Consider the following 16,141-nt stretch of genomic DNA (forward strand, 5'->3'; position numbering starts at 1 on the left):
TCAGGCTTGTGCTTGGGCAGTTGGGCATAAGGGGTCATGGCTATCCGTGTTTTCAAAGGCAGGTCGCTATTTTAACCTTATTAAGACCAAGCTCTATGTTGATTATTTAGGAAAGATGTCTATTAATTGCATAATTTATGCCTGCCTGATTAAACGCTTGTTGATATTAACAAGTTGTGATTGTTACGTTAGTTGATTCGCTTCCGAGGCTTTGTTGTAATCAACGCCAACACTGACAATAAAGCTGGTGGCTTCTTCAATATTCATCGCCGATTTGATTAGTTTCGATTTATCAACAATGACCGTAAAACCTGAGGTTGGGTTGGGTGAGGTGGGGACAAACAGGATGTATTTGTCATCGTGTTTGTTGGTAACATAAGCCGGTACCCAAACACCCTCTTTAGGGTATTCAACATAAACGACTTCTTTGGTCATGGTTTGCTCATGCGATGAAAGCATGTTGATCACTTTTTTTAGCACACGGTAAATGGTATTTAAAAAAGGAATTCTGTCGATAATAAAATCAAAAGCGCTAATAATCCAGGAGCGACCTTTTTTGGCAGTCGTGCTGCCTATCCAAGCTAATAGAATAAAGCTGACAGCAAAAACCAGGATAGTATAAAGATAGTTATCAGAGTAGCCGTAAACGAAGTTAAACAAGTTGGCAACGAGGTCTTTTACAAAAATAATAATTTGCAGCACTACAACAATAGGAATAACAGCAAACACGCCTATCAGGAAATAATTTAATAATTTTTTAGTGAGCTCGTTCATTTTTTTCTCAGTTTTTTTATGCCGACTTAATTATCATCTAGTATTTGATGACCGTTTAATATTTTCTCAATCAGTAAATATTAGCTTACGGACTGGAAGAAAAGATATTTTTTATTATAAGCGAATTTATGCTTGAAGTCAGAGCGATAGAAAATACTTTTAAGGGCAATAAACAAAGAGCGATTAATTAATCTGAACAGATTATATTTAGTCTGGGGTGTGTGATGGAGTACAGTAATTTTTCTGAATCGGGATTGTGCTAATGCTGTCGATGTATTAATTTTGATAATTCTTAGCGCGTTCCAGGAGATGGTTTTTTTATCAAGACATCTAGAGAGTAGGACGCGGCGCTGGATCGAAGTGCAATAAATTCTTAACATCAGGATGGGCTATTATGCAAAAAAATGTGTTGATTACTGGGGCTGCCAAGCGCATAGGTGCTACTTGTGCCCGCTTACTGCACAGTCAGGGTTGTAATGTATTTTTGCATTATCGGTCTTCAAAAGAAGCCGCTTTGCAGTTGTGTTATGAATTAAATCAGCTGCGCCCTGATTCCGCTTATATGATGCAGGCTGACCTGCTCAACAGGGAAGAGTTGGAGGCGTTGGTAAGTGAGGCTTGTATGGCATGGGGAAAAATAGATGTATTGGTTAATAATGCTTCGTCTTTTTATCCAACGACCATGGCTGGTGTTACCGAGCAACAGTGGGATGAGTTAATGGGGTGCAATTTAAAAGCACCCTTTTTTTTGGCAAAGTTATTAACAGAAACCTTAGCGGACAATAAGGGCTGTATTGTTAATATTGTCGACATTCATGCCGAGCGTGGATTAAAAAATTATCCTGTGTACAGTATTGCCAAAGCCGGATTGGTGGCCATGACCAAAATTCTGGCCAAGGAGTTGGGGCCGGTTATTCGTGTCAACGGGATAGCGCCCGGTGCCATACTTTGGCCGGATAATGAGTTGTCTGAGCAGGAAAAACAAGATATTTTGCAGCGCATAGCTTTACGGCGTAACGGTGAGCCTGATGATATCGCCAGGGCATTATGGTTTTTAATTAAGGATGCTGATTATATGACCGGGCAAATACTGACCATTGATGGCGGTCGTACCTTGTATTGCTAAATTTAAGACGCGATGCCTTGCGTCTTAATGGTAGTTAACGAGTCCAGTCAGGTATAACCCGTTTTTGTTTGAGATTGGTCTTATCGAATTTTTCCCAGAGTTCAGCATAGCTAATATGGCTGATAGGATGGGTCAAATTCGGGGCTATTTCTGCTAAAGGTTCAAGTACGAAGGCGTAGCGTTCAATTTCATCGCGTGGTATTTGTAGTCGTCCATCATTTAATATCACGTCATTATATAAAATAAGATCCAGGTCGAGAGTCCGGGGTGAAAATTTTTGACTATTGCGGGTACGACCATTATCTAATTCAATTTGTCGTAACAATTTGGCGACTTCTTTGACGCTTAATTCAGAGTTAAAGCCGACGACAAGATTGTAAAAACTATCGCCGATAAAGCCGACCGGTTCTGATTCGTAAATACTTGAGATAGTCAATTCGCCAAAGTGGCGCTCAAGCTCCTGTAGGCTGATAAGAGTATTCTTATCTTTGTCGATATTGCTGCCTATGCTAATGAAGCACTTGGGCATGATTTATCTCTCGCCTCTTTCTATGATAATGCCGACATCGCTGGCCCCACGAATAGCGCCTTTTTTATTTAGGATTATTTTTACCCAAGACACATTAAATTCATTTTGGATAATGGCGGCTATCTCAGAGATTAATTTTTCAACGAGAAGAAATTGACTGGTTTCGACAAAAGCGATAATGCGTTTGGAAACGGTTTTGTAATCAAGTGCATATTGAATGTCATCGGTCTCGGCAGCTTTTTGAATGTCAAAAGCCATTTCTATATCAAGGACAACAGTTTGCTTGGTTTCTCTTTCCCAATCATAAATCCCGATGATTGTTTCAATTTCAAGTCCGCCTAAAAAAATTATATCCATAGTTATTTCCGGTTATGATGTGGGTTTTTAACAAAGTAGTAAGTATCAGGGAAATAAGCCCTGCTTACAAGTTCTGAATGAGGAAAAAGTTACATGATTGAATGGTTGTTTGTTCCGGTTGCCTATCTTGTAGGTTCTATTTCCAGTGCAATTATTATTTGCCGCTTGATGGGTTTGCCAGATCCTCGCGAGCAAGGCTCAGGTAATCCGGGTGCGACTAATGTCATGCGTATTGGTGGCAAAAAAGCGGCGACTATTACTTTGTTGGGTGATCTGCTTAAAGGCTTGATTCCTGTTTATGCCGCCAATTTATTTGGGGTGCCGGTTTATTTGTTGGCAGCTATCGGTTTGGCGGCGTTTATGGGGCATCTTTATCCGGTATTCTTTAGGTTTAAAGGCGGTAAAGGTGTTGCGACCTCGATTGGTGTTTTACTTGGCTTTTCCTGGTTGCTTGGTTTTGCTTTTATAGGAACCTGGCTGCTGATTTATAAGGTGGGAAAAATTTCTTCTTTATCCGCATTGTGTGCCTCTATTTTATCACCGCTGTATGCGTGGTTTATGCTTGGCGATGTTTTTATCGTGGGCGCTTCAGTCATCATGATGATGTTTTTGTTATGGCGGCATAAAAGTAATATTCAGCGATTAATAGCCGGTGATGAGTAAAGGCAAGCAAAGATAATATAGACTTTCAGTAATTAAATTTCCAATTTTTGTAGTTGTAAGTTTACACAGATAACATCCTTTCGAGGGATGGTATCTGTCGACATAGAAATTATTCGCATCCTTCATTCCTCTGTTTGTAATTTACGCGAATGTGTCGGGTTACGACTATCGCCTAATCCGACAGAGATTATTAGCATTTTTGTGATAAAAAAAGTACCAACTACTTTTGGGCTTCAATTAAAGATGCCAAATTATTTATCTGAAAGTCTATTAAGTGCGAGGTGTGTTTTAGTCTGTTGTTTGTGATAATTCACTTATCGGCCAGCGTGGGCGGGCAAAAATCTCCAGTCCTTGCTGTTGTCCTGCCATTAAGCGCTGGCAACCTGCGTAAGCAATCATGGCGCCGTTATCGGTACAAAACTCCAGTCTGGGAAAATAAATTTGTGCTTGTTCTTTAGCGGTCATTTCCGTTAAGGCTGCGCGAATTTGTTTATTGGCGCTAACGCCTCCTGCAACTACCAGTCTTTTTAGGCCGGTTTGCTGTAGTGCTCGTTTGCATTTAATGCTGAGTGTTTCGGCAACCGCTTGCTGAAAGCCTGCAGCAATATCGGCCTGGTCTTGTTCTGTTTTTTTGGAAGCGTTAAAAGTATTTAATGTGAAGGTTTTTAAGCCGCTAAAGCTAAAGTCTAATCCGGGCCTGTCGGTCATGGGGCGGGGGAATTTAATTTGTGGTGTGCCGTGTTCAGCAAGTGCCGAGAGTTTTGGTCCGCCCGGGTAACCAAGTCCCAACATTTTAGCGGTTTTATCAAAAGCCTCGCCTGCCGCATCATCCAGTGATTCACCTAGTAATTGATAGCGGCCTATACCTTTGACCTGGATCAGTAAGGTATGACCGCCGGAAATTAATAAAGCCACAAAAGGAAATTCTGGCGGATTTTCTTCCAGCATGGGTGCCAGTAAGTGGCCTTCCATGTGGTGTACTGCTACGGCAGGAATTTTCCATGCCCATGCCAGACTTCTGGCTGTTGTTGCACCGACTAATAAGGCACCCATCAGTCCGGGACCTGCGGTGTAGGCAATACCGTTAATGTCGGCGCTGCTTAGCCGGCTTTCTTGCATTAATTGCTTGATGAGTGGAGCTAATTTTCGGATATGATCGCGTGATGCCAGTTCAGGAACCACGCCACCATATTCGCTGTGCATGTCCACTTGACTGTGTAAATTATGATTGATCAAGCCTTGTTCGCTATGATAAATAGCAACAGCGGTTTCATCGCAGGAAGTTTCTATGCCTAAAACGTACATTGATTTTTTTGAAAATTATATAAAGTGAATGTATAATCGGGAGTTCTGTTTGTTCAGTGGATAGTAAATATCCTCATACACACAATATTAACATAATTGGAATCATATAATGCCGTCAGTGAAAATTAAAGAAAACGAACCTTTTGACATCGCCATTCGTCGTTTTAAGCGCGCTTGTGAAAAAGCGGGTGTGTTGGCAGAAGTGCGTCGTCGTGAATTCTACGAAAAGCCAACTGCTGAACGTAAACGTAAAGGTGCTGCTGCAGTTAAGCGTCATTTGAAGAAATTGGCTCGTGAACGTTATGCGTTGAAAAATTTACGTCGCGGACGTCCTGTACTTTAATACAGGTTAGGCTAATGGATTTGTTAACAGATCGTATCAAGGACGATATGAAGGCCTCCATGAAGGGAGGTGCTAAAGCACGTTTGGGAGTGATTCGTTTAATTTTGGCTGCTATTAAGCAGGTTGAAGTAGATGAGCGAATCCAGCTCGATAATGACAGGGTTATCCTGGTTCTTGACAAGATGCTCAAGCAGCGTCGTGAATCTATCAGGTTGTTTGCTGATGCCAGTCGACATGATTTGGTGGCGATTGAAGAGGCTGAAGTTCTCGTCATTCAGAATTTTTTGCCTCAGGCGCTTAGCGAAGAAGAGGTTGATGCCATGGTAAGCGAAGCAGTGATTGAGTCAGGTGCCGAGTCCATTAAAGATATGGGTAAAGTCATGGGTTTGCTGAAAGCAAAAATGCAAGGCCGTGCCGATATGTCGGTTGTAAGTACCAAAATTAAGGCAGCATTAGCTGGATAATTCTTTTTTCCGGGTAAAAAATGTCCGGTAGAATCCCTCGCGAGTTTATTGATGAGCTTTTGGTGCGGGTTGATATAGTTGATTTAATCGATTCGCACGTTCCTCTAAAGAAAACGGGTACGAATTATGTTGCCCGTTGTCCTTTTCATACTGAAAAAACCCCCAGTTTTTCTGTAAACCGTAACAAGCAGTTTTTTCACTGTTTTGGTTGCGGCGTAAGTGGTAATGCGATCAGTTTTCTGATGGATTTTAGTCATCTTGATTTTGTCGAGGCCGTTGAAGATCTGGCCGCTTTTGTTGGTGTTGATGTACCCAGGGAATCGGTTAGTCATCAGGCGGGGCCAAAGAAAAATGATTTAAATAGTCTTTATGTGCTGATGGAGCAAGTGGCGGCTTTTTACGTCGAGCAATTGCGTGCCAGCCTTAAAGCGGTTGACTATCTCAAGGCTCGTGGAGTTAAGGGCGAGGTTGCTCGTGACTTTATGATAGGTTATGCGCCTGACAAATGGAGTATTTTGGCCGGGCAATTTAATCAGAAATTATTGATTGATGCAGGATTGTTGGTTAGCAAGGATGATGGGCAAGTTTATGATCGTTTTCGTGGCAGGATCATGTTCCCTATTCGTGACAAGCGAGCCAGAATTATAGGTTTTGGTGGGAGGGTGTTGGATGATTCTTTGCCGAAGTACTTGAATTCTCCAGAAACGTCACTATTTCACAAAGGCAAGGAAGTTTATGGCTTGTATGAGCTCTTGGAAAGCAATTCAAAGCCGCAGAGGATTTTAGTTGTTGAAGGTTACATGGATGTTATCGCCTTGGCGCAGTATGGTATTAATTATGCCGTTGCAGCATTAGGTACGGCGGCATCACAGGCCCATCTTGATTTGTTGTTTCGGTTTTCATCAGAGTTGGTGTTTTGTTTTGATGGTGACCGGGCTGGGCGTGAAGCTGCCTGGAGGGTAATGGAATCGGCCTTCTCCAGTTTAAAAGAGGGTCGGTCTTGTCGTATAATGCTGTTGCCGCAAGGTCATGATCCAGATTCGCTGATACGCGATGAGGGGTTAGATAAGTTTGTTGAGCGTGTGCAGACAGCTCAAGCCTTGTCAGATTATTTTTTTGAGCATATCTCGGAGGAATTAAATCTTTCCGAAATGGAGGGGCGAGCGCAATTGATTGGTAAGGCCAAGCCTTATTTGGAAAAATTGCCTGAAGGCGTGTTTAGGGAGATGATGTTTTCGCGTCTTAAGGAATTATCCCGAGTAATGACGCTAAATATTTTGGATGATGTTACCGCTGTGGATTTGAATTTAAAAAAACCGCGCCAACAGGATCTTAATCGATTGTCAACGGCACGAGTCGCCATTGCCCTTTTGCTGCAAAATCCCGGCTTGGCAAATAGTGTTGAGCAGCAGGATATTGATTGGAGTGGTCTGGAGTTTCGGGGTATTGAGTTATTTAAAAATATTCTGCAAGTGATTTTAGATAAGAAATTTGTCAATACCGCTGTTTTAGTCGAGTACTATCGGGATTCTACTGAGGAAAAATCCGTCAAGGCGTTGGCGTTGTTAGATGTGTTTGTTGATGACGACAAAATAGAAGATGTGTTTTTTGATGCTTTAAAGGTTTTGCTCAAGCAGGGAACGGAGGCTGGTATCGCAAGATTGGAAGCTAAAGCGAAAGTCAAGGGATTGGATAGTCAAGAGCTAAGTACATTAGTTAAAATGTTGGCAAATAAATAGTTTGATGTTATATAAACTTATTAGTATAATCTTCTGTTAAGTACGACCGTACTCAGCAGAGTATTCAGTGAGTAAACAATGAATCAAGAACAGCAACAGTCCCAGCTTAAACAATTGATAGCCAAAGGCAAAATGCAGGGGTATTTGACCTACGCCGAGGTTAATGATCACTTGCCCAGTGATATTGTTGATCCTGAGCAAATTGAAGACATCATTGGTATGATCAATGAGATGGGCATTCAGGTTCATGAAACTGCACCTGATGAAGATTCACTCATTACTGACTCGGCTGCAGCATCTACAGATGATGAAGATGCTGAAGAAGTTGCAGCTCTGGCGTCTGTTGATAGTGAATTTGGCAGAACCACAGATCCTGTACGTATGTACATGAGAGAAATGGGTTCGGTTGAGTTGTTAACGCGTGCTGATGAATTAAAAATCGCCAAACGTATTGAAGAAGGGCAGCAGCAGCTTGTTAAAGCCATGGCTCGATCTTGTGTTGTTGTTAACGATTTCTTGCACTCATTTGATGCTGTGTCTGGTGAAGAAGGTGCCGTTCGTCTGACTGATTTAATTTCAGGTTTTGTTGATTTAAGTGATACCGATTATTTGACTGCCGCTCTACCTGCAAGTGACGTCGTTGAAGAAGGTGCTGATACTGAAGAGGAAGTAAAAGGACTTAATTACGAAGAAGTTCAGGAAAAAGTTGAGCCTCTTAGAAAGCAATTAAAAGTAGCTTCAGCAGCGATTAAAAAGCATGGCTATACTAGTGATAAGATGCAAAAAATCTTTGAAGTATTGGCTGATTTGTTCATTGAGTTTAAATGGACACCGCAATATTTAAAGAAATTAACGGCTATCATTCCTAATGGGGTCGCTACTGTTCGTGAGCAAGAAAAGCTGATTCTGGACATTTTTGTTAAAGAAACAGATATGTCACGTAAAGATTTTATAACTTCATTTACTGAGAGTGAATCAAGTTCAGAATGGTTGGAACAGCATCTTGGTGGTGGACACAGCTACTCGGATGCTTTGAAAATTCGTGAAAAAGAACTAAGAAAAGCACAAAAAATACTGGTTGAGATTGAAGCAGAGTTTGGTTTGCCTATTAGCGCGTTAAAAGATATTAATAGACGCATGTCGATCGGTGAAGCCAAAGCAAGGCGTGCCAAAAAAGAAATGATTGAAGCTAATTTAAGGCTGGTTATTTCCATTGCTAAAAAATATACTAATCGTGGATTGCAGTTTCTGGACTTGATTCAGGAAGGTAATATTGGTTTAATGAAAGCGGTAGATAAATTTGAATACCGTCGTGGCTATAAGTTTTCTACTTATGCGACATGGTGGATCAGGCAGGCTATTACACGATCTATTGCAGATCAGGCCAGAACCATTCGTATTCCAGTCCACATGATTGAAACGATTAATAAATTAAATCGTATTTCCAGGCAGATTTTGCAGGAAATGGGGCGTGAAGCAACACCTGAAGAACTGGCTGAACGTATGGAAATGCCGGAAGAAAAAGTTCGTAAGGTGTTAAAAATCGCTAAAGAACCGATTTCAATGGAAACGCCTATTGGTGACGATGAAGATTCTCATTTGGGGGATTTCATAGAAGATGCTAAAGTACTGTCACCAGTCGAAGCTGCTACTATTGCCGGTTTACGTGAATCAACGCAAAATGTGTTGGCGGGATTAACGGCAAGAGAAGCAAAAGTTCTCCGTATGCGTTTTGGTATCAACATGAATACTGACCATACCTTGGAAGAAGTTGGTAAGCAATTTGATGTTACGCGTGAACGAATTCGTCAAATTGAAGCAAAAGCATTACGAAAATTAAGACATCCTTCCAGGTCAGAGCAATTAAGATGTTTTCTGGACGGTGAGTAAGTAATAAATTAGGGCCCTTAGCTCAGCTGGTTAGAGCGTCCGACTCATAATCGGCAGGTCGTAGGTTCAAGTCCTACAGGGCCCACCATAAATAAAAAAGGCTGCTTATGCAGCCTTTTGTGTATTTGAGTTTTTAGCATTAACAAAGGTGGTAATGTGAGTAATAACTTTAGTTTTACATCTGAATCTGTTTCGGAAGGTCATCCCGATAAAGTTGCCGATCAAATTTCGGATGCAGTTCTTGACGCGCTGTTGGCACAAGATCCACGATCACGGGTTGCCTGTGAAACACTGGTAAAAACCGGCATGGTTATTTTGGCTGGTGAAATAACCACTAATGCTTGGGTTGATCTTGAGGCTCTGGTCAGAAAAGTAGTTTGTGAAATCGGCTACGATCATGGCGACATAGGCTTTGACGGCCAAAGTTGCGCGGTACTCAATGCGATTGGTAAACAATCTGCTGATATCGCAATGGGTGTTGATGAGGATGAAAATCACGAACAAGGCGCAGGCGATCAGGGTTTAATGTTTGGTTACGCCAGTAATGAAACCGATGTATTAATGCCCGCACCAATTACTTATTCACATTTGCTGGTCAAGCGTCAGGCGGAAGTTCGTAAAAATAAGACTCTGCCATGGTTGCGCCCTGATGCAAAGAGCCAAATTACCTTCCGATACGAAAATAACAAGCCGGTTGCGATTGATGCAATTGTTTTATCTACCCAGCATTCACCAGAAATTAGTTACAAATCATTGTGTGAAGCAGTGATGGACGAAATTATTCTGCCAATTCTGCCTAAAGAATGGTTACATAAAGATACCAAATACTTTATCAATCCGACTGGACAGTTCATCATTGGTGGTCCTGTAGGCGATTGCGGCTTAACGGGTCGTAAAATTATCGTTGATACATACGGCGGTATGGCAAGACATGGTGGCGGAGCTTTTTCAGGTAAAGATCCTTCAAAAGTTGATCGTTCGGCAGCCTATATGGCGCGTTATGTAGCAAAAAATATTGTTGCGGCAGGTTTGGCGGAGCGTTGTGAAATTCAGGTTTCTTACGCAATTGGCGTTGCCGAGCCAACTTCCATCACTGTGGAAACGTTTGGTACCAGTAAATTGAGTGAAGACAGGCTGGTACAAATTATTAGGGATAATTTCGATTTAAGGCCTAAAGGTTTGATTAAAATGTTGGATTTATTAAGACCTATCTATCAAACTACAGCCGCTTATGGACATTTTGGTCGTACCGAAGATACATTTAGCTGGGAAAAAACTGATAAAATTGACGCATTAAAAGATGCGGCTGGTCTCCAATAATAATAAATTAGGGTAGATAAAATAATGAGCCAACAAGATTATAAAGTCGCTGATATTGCTTTAGCAGCATGGGGCCGTAAAGAAATTAACATTGCTGAAACAGAAATGCCGGGCTTAATGGCATTACGTGAAGAATTTGGTGCAGAAAAACCGTTAAAAGGTGCGCGGATCGCGGGTTGTCTGCACATGACGATACAAACAGCGGTATTGATAGAAACACTGACGGCTTTGGGTGCAGAAGTGCGATGGTCATCATGTAATATTTTTTCTACCCAAGATCATGCAGCATCTGCAATGGCTGAGGCAGGTATTCCTGTTTTTGCCTGGAAAGGCCAAACTGAAGAAGAGTCTGAATGGTGTATAGCTCAGACTATTGAAGGTCTTGATGGTTGGAGACCCAATATGATTCTGGATGATGGCGGTGATTTAACCACTATGATGCATAACAATTATCCAGAGTTAATGGCTGATGTTAAAGGCTTGTCTGAAGAAACCACTACAGGTGTGTTACGTCTGTATGAGATGGTGGCAAAAGGCACGTTAAAAGTACCGGCTTTCAATGTTAATGATTCAGTAACCAAATCAAAATTTGACAACCTGTATGGCTGCCGGGAATCTTTGGTTGATGCTATTAAACGCGCAACCGATGTCATGATTGCCGGAAAAATTGCCGTAGTCTGTGGTTATGGCGATGTCGGTAAAGGCAGTGCGCAATCTTTGCGTGGTTTGGGTGCAACGGTATGGATTACTGAAATTGACCCGATTTGTGCTTTGCAAGCGGCTATGGAAGGTTATCGCGTAGTGACTATGGAAGAAGCCGCGCCTATCGCCAATATTTTTGTAACCGCAACGGGTAACTTTGGCATTATTACCCATGAGCATATGTTGGTCATGAGAGATCAGGCTATCGTATGTAATATTGGACATTTTGATGCCGAAATTGAAATTGCTTCATTACGTCAATATGAATGGGATAATATTAAACCTCAGGTTGATCATGTTATTTTTCCTGACGGCAAGCGCTTACTTATTTTAGCTGAAGGTCGTTTGGTTAATTTAGGTTGTGGTACCGGACATCCCAGTTTTGTGATGTCCAATTCATTTTGCAACCAGGTTTTAGCGCAAATAGAATTGTGGAAAAATGCTGCGAAGTATGAAAATAAAGTCTACATTCTGCCTAAATATCTGGATGAAAAAGTCGCCAGATTACACTTAAAGCAAATTGGTGTAAATTTGACTACGTTAACTGATGCACAATCCAAGTATATTAATGTTCCGGTTGAAGGACCTTACAAAGCCGATCATTATCGTTATTGATTTATCATTATCCCCACGCTTCGGCTTGGGGATACAAAGCCTGTAGAGGCGCAACTTGCGTCTCTACATCTTGCATCTCAATTTACAGATGTAAGATATGCATAATCTTCACAGCGTTATTTTCATGAAGACCCTGGCGTATCTAAATGTAGATTCCCGTCAGTGAGACCAAAATGCAATCACAAAAAAAATATCCCCGACTATTCAGTTTTGAATTTTATCCGCCTAAAACAGAAGAGGGTGCGGTAAATTTACAAATTGTGCATGACAAGCTGGCAAAACTTAATCCTGATTTTTTTTCTGTTACTTTTGGTGCGGGTGGTTCAACGCGCGATAAAACTTTCGATACAGTCATTGATATTCAGGAAAAAGGCATAGCGGCTGCACCGCATTTATCCTGCGTTGCTTCGACTAAAGATAATATTCGTACGATTCTTAAAAACTATCAGGATAATGGAATTGCGAAAATTGTTGCCTTAAGGGGTGATTTGCCTTCCGGAATGATGTCAGCTGGCCAATTTCGTTACGCCAATGAGTTGGTCGAGTTTATTCGCCAGGAAACCGGTGATTACTTTCAGATTCACGTTGCCGCTTACCCGGAAGTCCATCCGCAATCTACCAGTGCCTCAGAAGATTTTAAAAACTTCAAGCGTAAAGTTGATGCCGGTGCAAATGCAGCGATTACCCAGTATTTTTATAATGCTGAAGCGTACTTTTACTTTGTGGATGCTTGTGAAAAAAATGGTATAACTATTCCTGTTATCCCCGGTATTATGCCCATTACCCAATATACGCAATTATTTCGGTTTTCAGAAATGTGTGGTGCGGATATTCCTCGCTGGATGAAAAAACGCCTGGAAAGTTTTGGCGATGATAAGGAGTCGGTTCAAGCCTTCGGTCTCGATGTGGTCAGTAATCTATGTCAGCGCTTACTCGATAATGGCGCGCCAGGCCTGCATTTTTATACCATGAATCAAGCGGCACCTACTTTGGCGATTTTGGAGAATTTAAAATAAATTTTCCAAAAATAAACTGCTACAGATATGCATTGATTAGAAGTGGTCAAGCAAAAATTTTTTAACATTTTACTCACCACGAATAGTACAAAGTTAACGGCTTTTCTTCGTGGTAATTAAGAGTCTAATCTGTGAATCTGTGGCACCTTTCACTTTCACCTTTCACCTTTCACCTTGACTAATCAATCCCTTTCCAATCGCGATCATTCTGTTTTGTGGCATCCTTGTACTCAAATGAAGGATCACGAAAGCTTTCCGATTATTCCCATAAAAAAAGGCCAGGGCGTTTGGCTGGAAGATTTTGACGGTAATCGCTATCTGGATGCGATTAGTTCGTGGTGGGTTAATTTGTTTGGTCATGCCAATCCTCATATCAATGCCGCTTTAAAAGACCAGCTCGATACTCTTGAGCATGTTATTTTTGCCGGGTTTACTCATGAGTCGGCCATTACGTTGGCTGAAAAATTGGTAGAAATGACTCCTAAAGGCCTTGATCGTTGTTTCTATGCCGATAATGGTTCAGCGGCAGTGGAAGTAGCGCTCAAAATGAGTTTTCATTATTGGCGCAATCACGGACAAACACAAAAAAACCGCTTTATAACACTGGAAAACAGTTATCACGGCGAGACTTTGGGGGCGTTAGCGGTTGGTAATGTAGCGTTGTATAAGGAAACTTATGCGCCGTTATTAATGGATGTGATAACAGTGCCTGGCCCGGACTGTTATCATCGCGAACCGGGCGAGTCGTGGTCTGATTATTCTACCCGTCGTTTCGCATTGATGGAGCAGACATTACAAGAGCACGCAAAGACTGTTTGCGCTGTTATTATTGAGCCTTTAGTCCAGTGTGCCGGTAGTATGCGTATGTACGATCCGGTTTATTTAAAATTGCTGCGTGCAGCTTGCGATAAATATCATGTGCATTTAATTGCCGATGAAATTGCTGTCGGTTTTGGACGTACGGGGACATTATTTGCCTGTGAACAAGCCGCTATTAGTCCGGATTTTATGTGTTTGTCCAAAGGTTTAACGGGTGGCTATTTGCCGTTGTCGGCAGTATTAACCACTAATCAGGTCTATCAAGCGTTTTATGACGATTATCAAAAATTGACTGCATTTTTGCATTCACACAGTTATACCGGAAACGCACTGGCCTGTAGGGCAGGACTTGCAACCCTGGAAATTTTTCAGCAACACAATGTCATTGCCAATAATAAACAGCTGGCTATGGCTATGGCGAAGGCAGCGGCCCGTTTTAAGGAGCATCCCCATGTTGCGGAAGTTCGACAGACAGGTATGATACTGGCCATTGAAATGGTTAAAAACAAACAAACACGCGAGCCGTATCCATGGCAAGAACGACGTGGGCTTAAAGTCCATCAATATGCGCTGTCTAAAGGGGTATTACTACGCCCGCTAGGCAATGTCATCTATTTTATGCCGCCTTACATTATTACTGAGGAGGAGCTTTTAATGATCGCTACAGTGGCTTGGGATGGCATACAGCAAGCAGTTAAGGATTAATATGCGGGTTTCCAGATTATATACCTCAGCGGATTTGGCTTTGAGCAAAAAAATTGAGCTGGATGATGACAATGGCCATTATGTCAGAACGGTATTGCGCTTAAAAAAAGATGCTGAAATTATTTTATTTAACGGAACTGGCGGTGAATATTTATGCACCGTTGCGGAAGTCAGCCGAAAAGTAGTACTGGTTCTGGTTAACACATGGCAGGATCGTAGCGTGGAATCACCGTTGTTAGTGACTTTAGGCTTGGGTATATCGCGTGGCGACAGAATGGATATGACCGTACAAAAAGCAGTGGAACTGGGCGTTAATATTATCGTGCCTTTATTAACCGAGCGTTGCGTGGTGCAATTTAAAGGCGAAAAAAAACCGCAACGCTTGGTGCACTGGCAAAAAATAGTCCAACATGCAGCCGAACAAAGCGGCAGAACAAGTGTCCCCGAATTGCCCGAAATCGAACAAATGCAACAGTGGGTTGGTAAACAGAAAGGCTTGAAAATATTTCTTGATCCCTACGCAGAAAAAACGTTGGCAGATATAAAGCCTATAGACAAGCAAGTGACTTTACTTACCGGCCCGGAAGGCGGGTTTTCTGACCAGGAACGCAATATCGCAAAAGCCGCCGGATTTATTCCCGTGCGTATGGGGAGTCGTATATTAAGAACTGAAACAGCTTCTCTTGCTGCCTTGGCTGCCGTGCAGATGCTGTGGGGTGATTTTGGAACGCAGACTTTAGAAGTTTTGCCTTCTTGCACGGATGTTGTGTGATGCGTTATCTGTTTTATACTATGGTACCGTTTCTGGTGTTGCTGGTTGCGACAATATTATCCTGCACTTTAGGCTATTTTATGGTGCTGGGTATTGGTGATGCCATTCCTTTTCGGCAAATATTAACCCGGTCAACACAGCTATTTCTGGTGCTAAGTATTTTCCCTGCGATGGCGTACCTGAAAATTAATAAAGAAGCGCTGGGCTTTGCACCGATATGGCTTTTTTTTAAACAATTGTTGCAAGGCTTCGGGTTGGGTTTTATCACCTTACTGCCCGTTTTTATTATCCTGTCTGTACTTGAAATCAATGTGCTTGATGAAACACAAGTAGTGACAGTCGGGTTGTTGGCTAAAACCATGACCATTAATTTATTGCTTGCCTTACTGATTTCGTTGATTGAAGAGCCGCTGTTTCGAGGGCTTTTGTTAGTCAGTTTGCATAAAAAAATGTCTGTTATAGCGGCCATTTTGATTAGCTCAATTTATTATGCGGGCCTGCATTTTTTAAGCATAAAAACTGACCTGCCTGTTCAGGATATTAACGCGTTCAGTGGTTTTAAATTGTTGGGCGAAGCGTTTGGTAATTTAATAAATCCCGCTAATCTACCGGCATTTTTTGCCTTGTTGATGGTGGGTATTTTTTTAGGTGTGCTCAGAACCCAAGTAAAGGTCAGTTTGGGTCTCTGTATCGGTTGCCATACTTGCTGGGTATGGCAAATAAAAATGAGTAAAAAATTATTTAACACCGATTTAAGCTCGGAATATCTTTATCTGGTCAGCGACTACGATGGTATTATCGGACCTTTAGTCGCCGGATGGTTACTGCTGGCGATTGCCGGATATTTTATTTATCAACAAATTAATAAGTCTAAAACTCGATGTTCAAGTTTTTAAACTCTTTACATTCTTATTTTTGGCAAATCATCCAGCAGCACGGTACTGTAGCGAAGCAGTCGGTTCCAGTCGGCCTAAATCTCTACCAACCATATGCTTGCCGGAA

17 protein-coding genes and 1 tRNA gene are annotated in these 16,141 nt (G+C 41.8%); 14 read left to right on the forward strand and 4 right to left on the reverse strand.

The window, feature by feature from the left end:
- Nucleotides 1-196: hypothetical protein (locus tag N7974_RS18405; protein ID WP_262967016.1), on the forward strand; the 196-nt coding region annotated here is incomplete at its 5' end.
- Here the strand turns inward: N7974_RS18405 and N7974_RS18410 are convergent.
- Nucleotides 184-774, reverse strand: coding sequence for a DUF502 domain-containing protein (locus N7974_RS18410; protein WP_262967017.1), 591 nt, complete (start codon nt 772-774; stop codon nt 184-186). The genes N7974_RS18405 and N7974_RS18410 overlap by 13 nt on opposite strands.
- Before the next feature lie 394 nt (nt 775-1,168).
- On the opposite strand from N7974_RS18410, the gene N7974_RS18415 reads away from it, so the two are divergent.
- Nucleotides 1,169-1,900: a pteridine reductase gene (locus N7974_RS18415; RefSeq protein ID WP_262967018.1), complete on the forward strand. Its 732-nt coding sequence runs from the start codon at nt 1,169-1,171 to the stop codon at nt 1,898-1,900.
- 34 nt (nt 1,901-1,934) lie between these two features.
- Here N7974_RS18415 and folK read toward each other — a convergent pair whose 3' ends face one another.
- Both folK and folB read right to left on the reverse strand, forming a co-directional pair.
- Entirely contained in the window at nt 1,935-2,429 is a 495-nt protein-coding gene (folK, locus tag N7974_RS18420) for a 2-amino-4-hydroxy-6-hydroxymethyldihydropteridine diphosphokinase (RefSeq protein WP_262967019.1), read from the reverse strand.
- Between the two features lie 3 nt (nt 2,430-2,432).
- Complete coding sequence (gene folB, locus N7974_RS18425; RefSeq protein WP_262967020.1) at nt 2,433-2,786, reverse strand: dihydroneopterin aldolase; 354 nt, start codon at nt 2,784-2,786, stop codon at nt 2,433-2,435.
- Between the two features lie 93 nt (nt 2,787-2,879).
- Between folB and plsY the strand changes: the two genes are divergently transcribed.
- Nucleotides 2,880-3,449: a glycerol-3-phosphate 1-O-acyltransferase PlsY gene (plsY, locus tag N7974_RS18430; RefSeq protein WP_262967021.1), complete on the forward strand. Its 570-nt coding sequence runs from the start codon at nt 2,880-2,882 to the stop codon at nt 3,447-3,449.
- A 288-nt stretch (nt 3,450-3,737) separates the two neighbouring features.
- On the opposite strand, the gene tsaD is transcribed toward plsY, so the two are convergent.
- A complete protein-coding gene (gene tsaD, locus N7974_RS18435) occupies nt 3,738-4,754 on the reverse strand; it encodes a tRNA (adenosine(37)-N6)-threonylcarbamoyltransferase complex transferase subunit TsaD (RefSeq protein ID WP_262967022.1) in 1,017 nt (338 codons plus the stop codon).
- A 109-nt stretch (nt 4,755-4,863) separates the two neighbouring features.
- Here tsaD and rpsU point away from each other — a divergent pair, with 109 nt between their 5' ends.
- From rpsU to N7974_RS18490, 11 genes are all read left to right on the forward strand, one after another.
- The gene (gene rpsU, locus N7974_RS18440) at nt 4,864-5,097 is read left to right on the forward strand and encodes a 30S ribosomal protein S21 (RefSeq protein WP_104422029.1); all 234 of its coding nucleotides are present in this window, start codon (nt 4,864-4,866) and stop codon (nt 5,095-5,097) included.
- A 14-nt stretch (nt 5,098-5,111) separates the two neighbouring features.
- The gene (locus N7974_RS18445) at nt 5,112-5,561 is read left to right on the forward strand and encodes a GatB/YqeY domain-containing protein (protein ID WP_262967023.1); all 450 of its coding nucleotides are present in this window, start codon (nt 5,112-5,114) and stop codon (nt 5,559-5,561) included.
- Between the two features lie 20 nt (nt 5,562-5,581).
- Complete coding sequence (dnaG, locus tag N7974_RS18450; protein WP_262967024.1) at nt 5,582-7,300, forward strand: DNA primase; 1,719 nt, start codon at nt 5,582-5,584, stop codon at nt 7,298-7,300.
- A 78-nt stretch (nt 7,301-7,378) separates the two neighbouring features.
- Nucleotides 7,379-9,190 (forward strand): RNA polymerase sigma factor RpoD, encoded by a 1,812-nt coding sequence (gene rpoD, locus N7974_RS18455; RefSeq protein WP_262967025.1) that lies wholly within the window; start codon nt 7,379-7,381, stop codon nt 9,188-9,190.
- An 11-nt stretch (nt 9,191-9,201) separates the two neighbouring features.
- A tRNA-Ile gene (locus N7974_RS18460) sits at nt 9,202-9,278 on the forward strand.
- A 68-nt stretch (nt 9,279-9,346) separates the two neighbouring features.
- Nucleotides 9,347-10,510, forward strand: coding sequence for a methionine adenosyltransferase (metK, locus tag N7974_RS18465; protein ID WP_262967026.1), 1,164 nt, complete (start codon nt 9,347-9,349; stop codon nt 10,508-10,510).
- A 24-nt stretch (nt 10,511-10,534) separates the two neighbouring features.
- Nucleotides 10,535-11,827 (forward strand): adenosylhomocysteinase, encoded by a 1,293-nt coding sequence (ahcY, locus tag N7974_RS18470; protein ID WP_262967027.1) that lies wholly within the window; start codon nt 10,535-10,537, stop codon nt 11,825-11,827.
- A gap of 173 nt (nt 11,828-12,000) precedes the next feature.
- The gene (gene metF, locus N7974_RS18475) at nt 12,001-12,843 is read left to right on the forward strand and encodes a methylenetetrahydrofolate reductase [NAD(P)H] (protein WP_262967028.1); all 843 of its coding nucleotides are present in this window, start codon (nt 12,001-12,003) and stop codon (nt 12,841-12,843) included.
- A 174-nt stretch (nt 12,844-13,017) separates the two neighbouring features.
- On the forward strand, nt 13,018-14,367 hold the full coding sequence (locus N7974_RS18480; protein WP_262967029.1) for an adenosylmethionine--8-amino-7-oxononanoate transaminase: 1,350 nt from the start codon (nt 13,018-13,020) through the stop codon (nt 14,365-14,367).
- Nucleotide 14,368: 1 nt separating this feature from the next.
- Nucleotides 14,369-15,139, forward strand: a complete 771-nt coding sequence (locus N7974_RS18485; RefSeq protein ID WP_262967030.1) for a 16S rRNA (uracil(1498)-N(3))-methyltransferase — start codon at nt 14,369-14,371, stop codon at nt 15,137-15,139.
- Complete coding sequence (locus N7974_RS18490; RefSeq protein ID WP_317451632.1) at nt 15,139-16,035, forward strand: CPBP family glutamic-type intramembrane protease; 897 nt, start codon at nt 15,139-15,141, stop codon at nt 16,033-16,035. The genes N7974_RS18485 and N7974_RS18490 overlap by 1 nt, the downstream gene beginning before the upstream one ends.
- Nucleotides 16,036-16,141: the final 106 nt, after the last annotated feature.

The organism is Methylobacter psychrophilus, from assembly GCF_025583945.1.
GTDB lineage: Bacteria > Pseudomonadota > Gammaproteobacteria > Methylococcales > Methylomonadaceae > Methylobacter_C > Methylobacter_C psychrophilus.

Excerpts from the sequence above, each read along its gene's own strand:
- ahcY (WP_262967027.1), top strand. The coding sequence starts at position 10,535 with ATGAGCCAACAAGATTATAAAGTCGCTGATATTGCTTTAGCAGCATGG.
- folB (WP_262967020.1), bottom strand. The coding sequence starts at position 2,786 with ATGGATATAATTTTTTTAGGCGGACTTGAAATTGAAACAATCATCGGG.
- N7974_RS18410 (WP_262967017.1), bottom strand. The coding sequence starts at position 774 with ATGAACGAGCTCACTAAAAAATTATTAAATTATTTCCTGATAGGCGTG.
- folK (WP_262967019.1), bottom strand. The coding sequence starts at position 2,429 with ATGCCCAAGTGCTTCATTAGCATAGGCAGCAATATCGACAAAGATAAG.
- N7974_RS18415 (WP_262967018.1), top strand. The coding sequence starts at position 1,169 with ATGCAAAAAAATGTGTTGATTACTGGGGCTGCCAAGCGCATAGGTGCT.
- rpsU (WP_104422029.1), top strand. The coding sequence starts at position 4,864 with ATGCCGTCAGTGAAAATTAAAGAAAACGAACCTTTTGACATCGCCATT.
- dnaG (WP_262967024.1), top strand. The coding sequence starts at position 5,582 with ATGTCCGGTAGAATCCCTCGCGAGTTTATTGATGAGCTTTTGGTGCGG.
- N7974_RS18490 (WP_317451632.1), top strand. The coding sequence starts at position 15,139 with ATGCGTTATCTGTTTTATACTATGGTACCGTTTCTGGTGTTGCTGGTT.
- tsaD (WP_262967022.1), bottom strand. The coding sequence starts at position 4,754 with ATGTACGTTTTAGGCATAGAAACTTCCTGCGATGAAACCGCTGTTGCT.
- N7974_RS18445 (WP_262967023.1), top strand. The coding sequence starts at position 5,112 with ATGGATTTGTTAACAGATCGTATCAAGGACGATATGAAGGCCTCCATG.
- metF (WP_262967028.1), top strand. The coding sequence starts at position 12,001 with ATGCAATCACAAAAAAAATATCCCCGACTATTCAGTTTTGAATTTTAT.
- rpoD (WP_262967025.1), top strand. The coding sequence starts at position 7,379 with ATGAATCAAGAACAGCAACAGTCCCAGCTTAAACAATTGATAGCCAAA.
- plsY (WP_262967021.1), top strand. The coding sequence starts at position 2,880 with ATGATTGAATGGTTGTTTGTTCCGGTTGCCTATCTTGTAGGTTCTATT.
- N7974_RS18485 (WP_262967030.1), top strand. The coding sequence starts at position 14,369 with ATGCGGGTTTCCAGATTATATACCTCAGCGGATTTGGCTTTGAGCAAA.